Below are 12,157 nucleotides of genomic sequence, written 5' to 3' on the forward strand. Positions count from 1 at the left end.
CGGTGTGAGCATGAGTCATTTTCACTGGAGTCTTTTTGACCTATGCGAGGGTCGATTCAACTCGTTAGTGATGGGTCATGGCAGGTTTTTTCGGGATTTGCTGCGCAAGCAGTTTGGGTTGTTTTTGGTCTTTGCGCTGGCGTCCGGTTTGGTTTTTGGGGCTTTTCGCTGGCATCCGCGGTTTGTTAGCGTGCTTCAAGCGTCGCCCCTGTGCGGGGCGGCACCTACTTTTCTTTGCCGCCGCAAAGAAAAGTAGGCAAAAGAAAGCGGCTAACACCGCTAATTCTTGTGCTTGCCTGAGTGCCCCCACAGGGTCTTACGCTTCACACGGCAATCACGTGACCCATGTTCGTTGCCAACGCTCTTGCGCTGCGCATCACCCGCTTCACGCACCCGCGCTTCACCATGCCGTGCCAGATAGTCCACCGCCGCCCAGGTGGCAAACTGTGTGTAGGCCATAGTGCCTCGCGCGCCTCACTTCGGACCGATAGCGCATACGTTCCACCCTGTAAGAGCGCTAACTTATACGACGCGACAACCTACACACAGTTTGCCACCTGGGCGGCACATACCATTCGCTGCCGCTAGCACGTGTACGGGTATTTGAAGCGGGTGAGGCGCTCATTCGGAGCGTTGGCAACGTGCGCTGAACGGAGACGCCGCCGTTTGAAGCGTAAGACCCGTTGGGGGCCCTCAGGCAAAAACTAGAATTGGCGGTGTGAGCCGCTTTCTTTTGCCTACTTTTCTTTGCGGCGGCAAAGAAAAGTAGGTGCCGCCCCGCACAGGGGCGACGCTTGAAGCAAGCTAACAAACCGCGGATGCCAGCGAAAGAGCAAATCGCGGATGCCAGCGCAAAGCAAACCGGCCATACCAACTCCAGACATCAACCAGGTCGCTTACGCCGACTCGCGCTCCACCAAGCTAAACCCAACATCAACGAACGCGCGTTCCTGCACGCCATCCAGCCGATCGAGCAACGCGCGCGCCGCGCTCACGCCGATACGCGTGCCATCGACACGCACCGTCGTCAGTTGCGGCGTCGTTTCCGTCGCGAACTCGAGGTCGCCGAAGCCGCAAATCGCAAGACGCGCAGGCACATCAAGGCCCATGCGCTTCGCCGCACCGAGCGCGCCGATGGCCAGCAGGTCCGAGCCGCAAAACACGGCATCGACATTCGGCGCCTCCTGCAGCAATCGAGGCAACGCGGCCTTCCCTGTGGCAACAGAACTAGGCGGCGCGACGATCACTTCGGCGACATCGATCATGCCCGCTTGAAAAAGCCGCTCGCGAAACCCCGCCCGGCGCGCGAGCGCACGCACATCACTCGCGGAGATCAATGCGGGCCGCTTCACGCCGCGCGACAAGAACCGCTCCGCCACCGCGACGCCGATCTTGTAGTGCGAGAAGCCGACCAGCATGTCGATCGGCGTTTCCGTCATGTCCCACGTTTCGACCACGGGAATGCCGACATTGCGCAGACGCTCGCGCAACGAATCGGTGTGCGCGACGCCCGTAAGCAACACGCCTTCAGGACGGCGGCTCAATACCGTGTCGAGCAGGCTTTCCTCATTCGTGTCGCTGTAGCCGCTCAGCGCGAGCAGCACTTCATAGCCCGCGCGCGACATCGTTTCGCTGAAAACCTGAATGGTCTCGGAGAACAGCGAGTGCGCGACAGTCGGCACGATGGCCGCGATCAGCCGCGAGCGCGCCGACGATAAACCGCCCGCGAGACGGTTCGGCACATAGCCGAGCTTCTGCACGACCTGGCGCACACGTTCGAGCGTTTCCGGCGCGACGGACGCCGGGTTGTTGAACACGCGCGATACGGTGATGGGCGACACGCCCGCCTGCGCCGCGACATCTGTGATGCGCAAGCCCTTCGGCCCGCCGCGCGTGCGGCGCGCGGGCGTGGCCTTGAGATCGATCGATGCGTCGGTTGGCTTGGCGGTCGGCATGAGTGAATGAACGGAGACGTTGCGCGGCTATTGTAGCCAATGGCCTATTCAGTGACGGGTGCGCCGTTGACGCTTCGCGCTCCACGCCCATTGCGCCGCAGAACGAACATCGTCACGCACGCGAAGATCAGCATGCAGGCGGCGGGAATCAGCATCGGTGCCTGCGTGCTGCCTGTGGTCTGCTTGACGAACGGCACGAGGTTCTGCGCGATAAAGCCGCCGATATTCCCGAGCGAGTTGATTGCCGCGATGCCCGCCGCGGCGCGCGCGCCGAACAGGAACTTCGGCGGCAGCGTCCAGAAGCACGGAATCAGCAGATACATGCACGGCGCGCCGAAGCACAGCGCGACGAAGCGCAGCGTGTTGGTCGGCAGGAACACCGACGACAGGAAGAACACCATGCCGAGCAGCGCCGACGCGAGCATCGCAATGATCGCGCGATTGCCCGCGCGCAGTTTCGACGGCAGCCACGCGAGCACGATCGTCGCCATCAGCCACGGAATGATGTTGAGAAAACCGTTCGTCGTGTTGCTGACACCGAAACCCTTCACGAGCGTCGGCAGCCAGTAGCTGACGCCGTAGACGGAGATCGACAGCATCATGTAGTAGAGCGCCATGCCGATCACGCGCGGCTCGGTGAGCACGCTCATGAGTGTGCCGTGACGTGCGGCGCTCTTGCGTGCCTGCGTGCTTTCACTGTCCAGCGTGCGCGCGAGCCAGTTCTTCTCTTCGTCGTTGAGGAACTTCGCTTCTCGCGGCGATGCGGGCAGGCAGAACAGCACGACGAGCGTCAGCAGCACGGAAGGAATGCCCGTCACGATGAACACGAGCTGCCAGCCTTGCAGTCCGAGCAAACCGCCCTTGTCGAGCAGCCAGCCGCAGATCGGCGCGCCGACCATGTTGCCGAGACTGCTGCCCACCGTGAAGTAACCGAGCATCCGCACGCGATGCCGCTGCGGAAACCACAGCGTCAGGTAGTAGATCACGCCGGGATAAAGCCCCGCTTCGGATGCGCCCAGTAAAAAGCGCAGCACATAGAACATCGTCGCGTTCTGCGTGAACGCGAGCAGGATCGTCACGACGCCCCACGTGAACATGATGCGCGCCATCCACTTCGGCGCGCCGTACTTGTGCAACAGCACGTTGCTCGGCACCTCGAAGATCAGGTAGCCGATGAAGAACAGCGACGCGCCCAACCCATACGCCACTTCCGACAATCCGAGGCTCCCAAGCATCTGCAGCTTCGCGAAGCTGATGTTCGAGCGGTCGATATACGCGACCAGATACAGCAGGCCGAGCAACGGCATGAGCCGCAAGCCGAGGCGATTGATAAGGCGCGATTCGTCGATCGCGGAAGTGACGGTGTTCACGGTGTCTCCCGGGCCCGGCTGCGTGCGCGCGGGCCTCGTTGTGCAGGTTGTCGTCGTGACGTTCAGGGTGACGCTAAAAGCGTTACTGCTTCTGCGCTTCGCGCCACGCCTTATAGGCGGCAAGCGTTTCTTCGTTCGGCGGATACGTGCCGCGCAGCGGACTGCCTTCGGCGACCCGCTGCTGGATGAACACTTCGAGCTGCTCCTGCTCGGTCGCATCGCGCGCGACTTCTTCGGCCATCTCGCGCGGCACGATCACCACGCCGTCCACATCCGCGACGACGATATCGCCCGGATACACGGCTACGCCGCCGCAAGCGATCGGCACGTTCATGTCGACGGCATGATGCTTCGCGAGATTGAGCGGCGCGCTGGCTCCCGCGCACCAGATCGGCAGCCCGAGTTCGGAGATCGTGCCGCTGTCGCGCACGGCGCCGTCGGACACCATGCCCGCGACGCCGCGCTTCGCGAGGCGCAACGTGAGGATCGAACCCGTCGAGGCCACCGTGCGGTCGCCGCGACAGTCCTGCACCAGAACGCTGCCGGGCGGAGCCGTTTCCACCGCTTTGCGCTGCGGATGGTCGGGGTCCTGAAACACGCCGACATGATCGATGTCCTCGCGCGCGGGGATATTGCGCAGCGTGAACGCAGGGCCGACCAGGTTCGGCGCGCCCGGCGCGGGTTTCACGAGCGGCGCGACGCCTTGCAGGAACACGTTGCGCAGGCCGCGCTTGAAGAGTTGCGTGGTGAGCGTCGCGGTGCTCACGTGACGGAGTAGTTCGAGCGTCTCGGCGCTCACGGTCGTTTCGGATGCGGTCATTTTGTGTCGGCTGTGACGATGTTCGTGTTAATGGATTTCCGGCTCATTGCTGTTCGTTTCATGGGCATCGGGCGAAGGCGTAGTCAGTTTCTCTTCGAGGAAGTCGAAGTCGCAACCCTTGTTTGCCTGGGTCACGTGCAATTGATGCATCACGCCGAAGCCGCGTTCGAACGGACGCTTCGGCGGTTTCCATGCTTCCTTGCGCGTCGCGAGTTCCGCGTCGCTGACCTCGAGATGCAGGCGGCGCGCTGCCACGTCGAGTTCGATGATGTCGCCGTCCTTCACGAGCGCAAGCGGCCCGCCGACGAACGACTCGGGCGCCACGTGCAGCACGCACGCGCCGTAGCTGGTGCCGCTCATGCGTGCATCGGAGATCCGCAGCATGTCGCGTACGCCCTGCTTTAGCAGCTTCTGCGGGATCGGCAGTTGGCCCCATTCGGGCATGCCCGGCGCGCCGACGGGTCCGGCATGTTGCAGCACGATCACCGAATCGGCCGTCACGTCGAGGTCTTCGCTGTCGATACGCGCGGCCATGTCGCCGTAGTCCTTGAACACGACGGCAGGTCCACGGTGCTTCTGCAGATGCGACTCCATCGCGGCGGGCTTGATCACCGCGCCATCGGGCGCGAGATTGCCCGTCAGCACGGCGAGGCCGTCGCGTTCGACAACGGGATTGCCGCGTTTGCGGATCACGTCGTCGTTGAAGATTTCCGCGCCCGCGATGTTCTCGCCGAGCGTTTGACCGTTCACTGTCATCTGCGTGCCGTCGATCAACTCACCAAGTTCCGCCAGCAGCGCGCGCAGGCCGCCCGCGTAATAGAAGTCCTCCATCAGATACTGGCCCGCCGGACGGATATTGCCGAGCACGGGCGTCACGCGCGCAAGTTCATCGAAGCGTGCCGTGGTCAGATCGATGCCCGCGCGGCGCGCGACGGCCACAAGATGCACGATCGCGTTCGTCGAACCGGACATCGCGAGCACGGTGGTGACGGCGTTATCGAAGGATTTCGCGGTCAGAAGATCCGACGGCTTCTGGTCGGTCCACACCATCTCGACGATGCGCTGGCCCGTCAGCGACGCAAACTGCGCGTGACGCGAATCGACGGCGGGGATCGACGAGAAGCCCGGCAGCGTGAGGCCGAGTGCTTCCGTCGCGCTCGTCATCGTGGAGGCCGTGCCCATCGTCATGCAGTGGCCCGGCGAGCGCGCAATGCCGCTTTCGATGCCCTTCCACTCGTCTTCCGTGATCTTGCCTGCACGCAGTTCCGCCCAGTATTTCCACGTATCCGAGCCGCTGCCCAGCGTGCGGCCATTCCAGTTGCCGCGCAGCATCGGGCCGGCGGGCAGATAGATTGCTGGCAAGTCCATGCTGATCGCGCCCATCAGCAAACCGGGCGTGGTCTTGTCGCAGCCGCCCATCAGCACGCAGCCGTCGAACGGATACGACTTCAGCAGTTCCTCCGTCTCCATCGCGAGGAAGTTGCGGTAGAGCATCGTGGTCGGCTTCTGGAACGGCTCGGCGAGTGTCATCACGGGCATTTCGACGGGAAAGCCGCCCGCCTGCCAGATGCCGCGCTTCACTTCCTCGACGCGCTGCTTGAAGTGCGTGTGGCACGAGTTGATTTCGCTCCACGTATTGACGACGGCGATCACCGGCTTGCCCATGTAGTCCGACGAGTGATAGCCCATCTGCGCGGTGCGCGAGCGGTGGCCGAACGAACGGAGATCGTTGACGCCATACCAGCGGTAGCTGCGCAACTCTTCAGGCTTCTTGCGATTCGAGGACAAATCAGTCTCCTTGGTAACGCTATCATTCCGGCCGCAAGCGCGCGCGGCGGGACATGAGGGATAGTCTTTCGCCGCGGCGAAACGATGATGGGATGACGGATGGTAGCGTTATCATTACGCTCCGTCCGCCAGGGATAGTACGGAGAAGCGAAGGAAAATCAGACCGGAAAGGACCCGCGCAGGGAACGCCCCTGCCCGCGTCAGACCTCTTTCGAGTCGAACACGAGCAGTTCGACACCCGCCTGCGCGAAGTTCTGCAGATCAGCGGTAGTGGCGGCGGCTTCGGGTGTGCCCAGCGCCTGCTGCAGCGAGTCGAAGCTGTCGAAGCTGAGGATGGCCGCCAGCGCATAAGGCGATTCGCCCTTCGCGACGGCCACCGGCCCGACGCTCACTTCGTAGCGGCGCAGGCCGGGGATCGACTTCGCGAGCGGCACATGTTTGTCGAAATAATGGGCGTCGAATGCGTTGCGGTCGGCGGGGGTCTTGTAGAGCGCGATGAGCTTTGCCATGTGAGGCCTCCTGAAACGGACGTTCAGTGCAATCCTGCTTGATGCCACATGCTGCCAGTTCAACGGTCCGTGGATTTTACGCTCGACATTTGTAGTTCCCGTGTCGAAGGGACGCGTTTCAAACGCGGCGCCCTCGCCCTTGTCACCGCGCCCCGCCCATCACGCCGACGGACGCCGGCGCAGCGCCCACCACCCCGCCAGCACGGTAAAGCTCACGACCAGCAGCACCATCACCCAGAAACCGTGCTTGTTTTCCGCGAGGGGTACGCCGCCCACGTTCATCCCGAACAGACCCGCGATGATGTTGATAGGCAACGCGAGCACCGTCACGATGGTCAGCGTGAACAGCGTGCGGTTGGTCTGCTCGTTCAGGCGCGCGGCGATCTCTTCCTGCAGCAGCTTGATGCGCTCCGCGAGGCCAGACAGGTCGCCGAGCACCAGCGAGAACTCTTCCGTCGAATCGCGCAGGCTTTGCACATCGGCAGGCGACAGCCACGCGGGCGGCCGCACCAGCAGACGGAAGATCGAGCCCGGCTCCGGCGCGAGCACGCGTTGCAGCCGCACGAGCACGCGCCGCATCGCGCCAAGGTCTCGCCGGCTTTGCCAGGCGCGCTGCGACAGAAAATGATCTTCGACGCGGTCGACTTCGATGCTGGTTCTGCGCACGATTTCCACCAGCAGATCGGCCTGGTCGCGCAGCAGATGGATCAGCAGTTCGGCCGCCGTATCGAAGCTCTCGCCATTGCGCACCGACGCACGCAGCCGGTCGACCGAGCGCAGCTGCTTCAGGCGCGCCGTCACCATGATCCGCTTGTGCGTGTAGACCCACAGCGTCGCGATTTCGGAAGGCGTCTGCTCGAAGTCGTACATCACGTCGTTGACGACTGCGAGCAACGCGCCGTGCTGGTGCTCGATACGCGTCGAATGCGAGCCTTCGCGCAGGGCTTCGAAGAAGGTGTCGGGCAGATCGAGATGCGTGCGCATCCAGCGCTCGCTGGATACGTGCGCGAGATTGAAATGCAGCCAGAGAAACTCGCCCGGATGGGCGCCCGACGTTTTCACGTCGTGTTGACATTCGGCAAGCCATTCGGCCGCCGTGTCGGTATCGACGGCGATGCCGGATTTGTCAGGTGCAAAACGGAATCCGCAAACGAGGCCGGAGCGGTCGGCCCCATAGGTGGCGGGCGCCAGGTTCAAAGTCATGTGCGTTTCGAGGTGGGTTCCGCGAAAGCGCCATTCTGACATGAGCAAACGGCAGAAACGTTACGTGACAGCTGCTTGACGTTTATTTGTCGAAGCTTTGACAGCTTTTTGACAGGTTCTCGCAATGCCCGGCCTGCAAGCGTCGCGATGAACCTGTCCTTACAGCGCGGCCTTAAGCGCTGAAGCCGCCATCGATCATCAGGTTCGCGCCCGTCACGAAGCCTGCTTCCGGGCTGGCGACATACGCGACCATGCCGGCAATTTCGTCGGCCTTCCCGTGACGCGGGATCGCCATCAGGCCATGCAGCGACGCCGCGAACTCGCCTTCCTCCGGGTTCATGTCGGTATTGACGGGACCGGGCTGCACGTTGTTGACGGTGATGCCCTTCGGACCCAGATCGCGCGCCAGACCTTGCACGAACCCTTGCAGTGCCGACTTGCTCATTGCATAGACGGCGCCGCCCGCGAACGGCATGCGATCAGCGTTCGTGCTGCCGATGTTGATGATCCGACCACCCTTGCCCATATGCGCGAGCACCGCCTTCGACGCCACGAACACAGCGCGCACGTTGACCTGCACGGTCGCATCGAAGTCTTCGAGCGAGAAGACGTCGAGCGTGCCCAGGCGCAGCACGCCGGCGTTGTTCACGAGAATGTCGATCTTGCCGAGCTGGCGTGCCGTCTCGTTGATCGCGTTGGTCAGCGCCGCCGGGTCGGCGACGTCCGCCTTGACGGCGACGGCACGGCCGCCCGCCTTCTCGACACTCGCGACCAGTTCGTTCGCGCCCGCAGCCGAGCTGTGATACGTGAAAGCGACCGTCGCGCCTTCGCTGGCGAGCCGGCGCACAACCGCGGCACCGATGCCGCGCGCGCCGCCCGTGACGAAAGCTACCTTGCCTTGCAGATTCGAGTTCATGTTGTGCTCCAGTGGATTGTTTGATTAGGTGAGGCCAGTATGGCGAGCGGATTACATCGCCGGTAGTATCGAATCAAGACTAACAGTTTCAACCACAGGTATAAGCTTCAGAAACCCGCCAGGAGCACGACGGTTACCACATGGAAGCGCTGAACCTCATCGAATCGTTCATACAGTCCGCCGAAACGGGCAGCTTTTCGGCGGCGGCGCGGCGCCTCGGCCTCACGCCTGCCGCCGTCAGCAAGAACGTCGCGCGGCTCGAAACGCATCTGGGCGTGCGGCTTTTTCACCGCAGCACGCGCAAGCTCACCATGACACCGGGCGGCGAGCAGCTCTGGGCTGATGCGGGCAGCCCGTTCGCGAGCTTGCAGGACGCGTTTGCGCGTGCCGCGCAGCATGACGGCAAACCGTCGGGCGTGCTGAAGGTCAGTATGGCCGTCGCGTTCGGGCGCGAGTATCTGGTGCCGTTGCTCGGCAGCTTTCTCGAACGCTATCCCGACATCGTGCCCGACTGGCACTTCGACAACCGCGCCGTCGACCTGATCGCGGGCGGCTTTGATGCGGCGATCGGCGGCGGGATCGAGCTGACGCAAGGCGTGGTCGCGCGAGATCTGGCGCGGCCCTGCGTGATCGTCGCGGCGTCGCCTGCTTATATGGCGGGCCGGCCGCTGCCCGCGCACCCGTCCGATCTCGCGGAACTGGACGGCATCGCGCGCCGCTCCAGCAGCACGGGCCGCCTGCGCGCGTGGACGATGCGCAATCAGGTCGGCGAAGAAGCGCTCGCCGAATGCAACACGCGGATGATCTTCGACGATCCCGAAGCGATGGCGCACGCGGCGCTGGCCGGTCTCGGCGTCGCGTTCCTGCCGACGCCGCACGCCGCGCCGTGGCTCGAAAACGGCCGGCTGATGCGGCTCTTGCCCGGCTGGTATGCGGAAGTCAGCCCGATCACGATTTACTACCCGAACCGCAAGCTGCTGCCCGCCAAGACGCGCGTGTTCATCGACTTCGTCGTCGAAGCGTTCCGTGAGCGGCGGCTCGCCGCACGCTTCGACGCGCGCTGAGATTCGTCTCCGCACAATCCATGACAGGGTTTCCCTGTACGCAAGCCCACGCCACATTGGTCGATATATCAGATGGAGACATGCGTGCCGCATTGCAGCGCGGTGCGTCCACATTTCAATATATCGCCCACGTAGCGAGGCGTCCGGATGCTGAAGCTGAGTTTTACCCAGAAGCTGTGGTTGCCGCTCGTCATTAGCCTGATCGCGTTACTGCTGGTGTCGGTGTCGGCGGCGTATCTGTCGCGCGAAACCCGCATCGAGGAACGCAAGAACGACCTCGTAAATGTCGCCCATGTCGGGCTGTCGCTGGTCGAGGAATACGCGAAGCTCGCGCAGAGCGGCAAGCTGAGCGAAGCAGATGCGCGTACGGAAGCGCTCGCCCGGTTGCGCGAGATCCGCTACGGCGAGGACGGCTACTTCCTCGTGATCGATTCGACGCCGCGCATGGTCATGCATCCGATCAAGCCCGCGACCAACGGCAAGGATCTCGCCGGCACCGCCGACGCGGACGGCCGCCATCACTATGTGGCCTTCGCCAAGGTCGCGCAGTCGCCCGATGGCGGATTCGTCGATTACGTGTTTCCGCATTCGCGCCCGGCTTCCGCAGCGGGGCCGGCATCGGGGCCCGCTGAAGCCGTCGACAAGATCGGCTACGTGGTGCGCTACGCGCCGTGGGACTGGATCATCGCGACCGGCGCGTATGTCGACGATATCGACGCTGCGTTCATGCGCTCGCTGTATCTGATCGGTGGCGTGTTCGCGGGCATTGCGTTGCTGCTGGCCACGCTCGTCGCGCTGACCAACCGCAGCATCCAGCGCACGATCGGCGGCGACCCCGGCTACGCGGCGGATGTCGCGAACGCGATCGCCGTCGGCGATCTCACTGTGTCGATCGACACGCGCACCGACGACGATCACAGCCTGCTGCGCGAAATGCGCCGCATGCGCGACACGCTGACGGACACGATCCGCGCCATCAAACACGCCGCCGATCACGTCGCGACGGGCGCGGGAGAAATTGCGAGCGGCAACGCGGATCTGTCGTCGCGCACCGAGAATCAGGCTGCTTCGTTGCAGGAGACGGCGGCGAGCATGGAGCAGATGACGTCGATGGTGCGGCAGACGGCCGAGAACGCGCGCACCGCCAGCGAACTCGCCGAAAGCGCCGCGCAGATCGCGAACCAGGGCAGCGTGATGGTCGGCGAGGCGGTCACGACGATGCGCGATATCTCGACGGAATCGCAGAAGATGGTCGAGGTGATCGAGGTCATCGAGAGCATCGCGTTCCAGACCAATATCCTCGCGTTGAACGCCGCTGTCGAAGCGGCGCGCGCGGGCGAACAGGGACGTGGCTTCGCCGTCGTCGCGGGCGAAGTGCGCACGCTCGCGCATCGCAGCGCGGGCGCCGCCAAGGAAGTGCGGCAACTGATCAGCCGCGCCGTCGACAGGGTCGGCAACGGCGCGGGCCTCGTCGAACGCACGGGCACGACGATCCAGCAGGCACGAGATGCGATTGCGAGCGTCACGGGCGTGATGCAGGAAATCGCCGCGGCCGCGGCCGAACAGAGCGCGGGTATCGATCAGGTGAATCTCGCCGTCACGCAGATGGACAGCCTCACGCAGGAAAACGCGGCGCTCGTCGAACAGGCTGCCGCCGCTGCGCATTCGCTGACGGAGCAGGCTGGGCGGCTGAAGACCTCGGTGGACGCTTTCCAGGTTGCCGACGCCGTGGCCTGATGTTTCGTCGTGTGGATCTGGTTGGACCACTTTGGAGCCGCTGACCGCGGCTCAGCTAGCTCTGCCGTTCGCGGATGCTGCGCACGAAGTCGATATGCGTGTGCATCGCCGTGCGCGCCTCTTCCGGACGCCGCGAACAGATTGCATCGGCCACCGCGCGATGCTGGATCAGCAGTTGCCCCGACTCCGCCGGACCTTGCAGGCGAACGTCCGTGCCGCTGATCGTGATGTGCTCGCGCAGCATGCCGAGCACGCTCGTGTGCAGATGCAGGAACATCGTGTTGTGCGACGCGAGCGCGATGGCGTCGTGTAGCTGCGCGTCGGCGGTGGCCTCGCTGTCGTGGTCGTCGCAAGCGTGCGAGCGCTCCAGTTCCCGCATCAAAGAACGGATGCGCTTGATATCCGCCTGCGTCGCGCGCATCGCCGCGAAATAGGCCGTCGCGCCTTCCAGCACACGGCGAAATTCGAGGATGTCGTCGCGCAATACAGGGTGATCCGCAACCAGTTGCCCCCACGGCGACGCGATGCCCGCGCGCAACTGATCCGTCGCGAACACGCCCGCGCCGCGCCGGCTCTGCAACAGCCCGCGCGCTGCCAGACGCTGGATCGCTTCGCGTACTGTATTGCGCGAGACGTCGTACTGTTCGGCCAGCGCGCGCTCGGCGGGCAGCCGCGAACCGGGCGGCCAGGTGCCGTCCAGCAGCGACGTTTCCATCTGGCGCATCACGCCCTCTACCCTGCCGCGTTCTCTCGTTCCTGTTGCCATACGCTTCCCCTGCTGCGTCGATCGTGCTT

11 protein-coding genes are annotated in these 12,157 nt (G+C 63.9%); 2 read left to right on the forward strand and 9 right to left on the reverse strand.

The genetic code is table 11. From position 1 onward, the window contains the following. Positions 1 to 279: 279 nt before the first annotated feature. From C2L65_RS45615 to C2L65_RS23050, 8 genes are all read right to left on the reverse strand, one after another. On the reverse strand, positions 280 to 459 hold the full coding sequence (locus C2L65_RS45615; RefSeq protein WP_156132299.1) for a hypothetical protein: 180 nt from the start codon (positions 457 to 459) through the stop codon (positions 280 to 282). A 437-nt stretch (positions 460 to 896) separates the two neighbouring features. Continuing rightward, positions 897 to 1,955, reverse strand: coding sequence for a LacI family DNA-binding transcriptional regulator (locus C2L65_RS23020; RefSeq protein ID WP_042308096.1), 1,059 nt, complete (start codon positions 1,953 to 1,955; stop codon positions 897 to 899). Positions 1,956 to 1,999: 44 nt separating this feature from the next. Continuing rightward, the gene (locus C2L65_RS23025) at positions 2,000 to 3,325 is read right to left on the reverse strand and encodes an MFS transporter (RefSeq protein ID WP_042308098.1); all 1,326 of its coding nucleotides are present in this window, start codon (positions 3,323 to 3,325) and stop codon (positions 2,000 to 2,002) included. 82 nt (positions 3,326 to 3,407) lie between these two features. Next, positions 3,408 to 4,145, reverse strand: a complete 738-nt coding sequence (locus C2L65_RS23030) for a ribonuclease activity regulator RraA (protein WP_042308100.1) — start codon at positions 4,143 to 4,145, stop codon at positions 3,408 to 3,410. 27 nt (positions 4,146 to 4,172) lie between these two features. Continuing rightward, entirely contained in the window at positions 4,173 to 5,933 is a 1,761-nt protein-coding gene (araD, locus tag C2L65_RS23035; protein WP_042308102.1) for an L-arabinonate dehydratase, read from the reverse strand. A 200-nt stretch (positions 5,934 to 6,133) separates the two neighbouring features. Next, on the reverse strand, positions 6,134 to 6,442 hold the full coding sequence (locus C2L65_RS23040) for an EthD family reductase (RefSeq protein ID WP_042308103.1): 309 nt from the start codon (positions 6,440 to 6,442) through the stop codon (positions 6,134 to 6,136). A 159-nt stretch (positions 6,443 to 6,601) separates the two neighbouring features. Beyond that, positions 6,602 to 7,687 carry a transporter gene (locus C2L65_RS23045; RefSeq protein WP_416365508.1) on the reverse strand — a complete coding sequence of 362 codons (1,086 nt, stop codon included), beginning with the start codon at positions 7,685 to 7,687 and terminating at the stop codon, positions 6,602 to 6,604. Between the two features lie 130 nt (positions 7,688 to 7,817). After that, entirely contained in the window at positions 7,818 to 8,561 is a 744-nt protein-coding gene (locus C2L65_RS23050) for an SDR family oxidoreductase (protein ID WP_042308106.1), read from the reverse strand. Positions 8,562 to 8,701: 140 nt separating this feature from the next. On the opposite strand from C2L65_RS23050, the gene C2L65_RS23055 reads away from it, so the two are divergent. After that, on the forward strand, positions 8,702 to 9,625 hold the full coding sequence (locus tag C2L65_RS23055; protein WP_042308108.1) for a LysR family transcriptional regulator: 924 nt from the start codon (positions 8,702 to 8,704) through the stop codon (positions 9,623 to 9,625). 147 nt (positions 9,626 to 9,772) lie between these two features. Next, on the forward strand, positions 9,773 to 11,362 hold the full coding sequence (locus tag C2L65_RS23060) for a methyl-accepting chemotaxis protein (RefSeq protein ID WP_042308110.1): 1,590 nt from the start codon (positions 9,773 to 9,775) through the stop codon (positions 11,360 to 11,362). Between the two features lie 55 nt (positions 11,363 to 11,417). Here the strand turns inward: C2L65_RS23060 and C2L65_RS23065 are convergent, their stop codons facing one another. Next, positions 11,418 to 12,128: a FadR/GntR family transcriptional regulator gene (locus C2L65_RS23065; RefSeq protein ID WP_174485053.1), complete on the reverse strand. Its 711-nt coding sequence runs from the start codon at positions 12,126 to 12,128 to the stop codon at positions 11,418 to 11,420. Positions 12,129 to 12,157 lie beyond the last annotated feature (29 nt).

Source organism: Paraburkholderia terrae (assembly GCF_002902925.1).
Classification (GTDB): Bacteria; Pseudomonadota; Gammaproteobacteria; order Burkholderiales; family Burkholderiaceae; genus Paraburkholderia; species Paraburkholderia terrae.

What these genes read in the sequence shown, in the direction of transcription:
- C2L65_RS45615 (WP_156132299.1), bottom strand. Translation starts at nt 459, where the DNA reads ATGGCCTACACACAGTTTGCCACCTGGGCGGCGGTGGACTATCTGGCA.
- C2L65_RS23020 (WP_042308096.1), bottom strand. Translation starts at nt 1,955, where the DNA reads ATGCCGACCGCCAAGCCAACCGACGCATCGATCGATCTCAAGGCCACG.
- C2L65_RS23030 (WP_042308100.1), bottom strand. Translation starts at nt 4,145, where the DNA reads ATGACCGCATCCGAAACGACCGTGAGCGCCGAGACGCTCGAACTACTC.
- C2L65_RS23040 (WP_042308103.1), bottom strand. Translation starts at nt 6,442, where the DNA reads ATGGCAAAGCTCATCGCGCTCTACAAGACCCCCGCCGACCGCAACGCA.
- C2L65_RS23045 (WP_416365508.1), bottom strand. Translation starts at nt 7,687, where the DNA reads ATGTCAGAATGGCGCTTTCGCGGAACCCACCTCGAAACGCACATGACT.
- C2L65_RS23050 (WP_042308106.1), bottom strand. Translation starts at nt 8,561, where the DNA reads ATGAACTCGAATCTGCAAGGCAAGGTAGCTTTCGTCACGGGCGGCGCG.
- C2L65_RS23055 (WP_042308108.1), top strand. Translation starts at nt 8,702, where the DNA reads ATGGAAGCGCTGAACCTCATCGAATCGTTCATACAGTCCGCCGAAACG.
- C2L65_RS23060 (WP_042308110.1), top strand. Translation starts at nt 9,773, where the DNA reads ATGCTGAAGCTGAGTTTTACCCAGAAGCTGTGGTTGCCGCTCGTCATT.
- C2L65_RS23065 (WP_174485053.1), bottom strand. Translation starts at nt 12,128, where the DNA reads ATGGCAACAGGAACGAGAGAACGCGGCAGGGTAGAGGGCGTGATGCGC.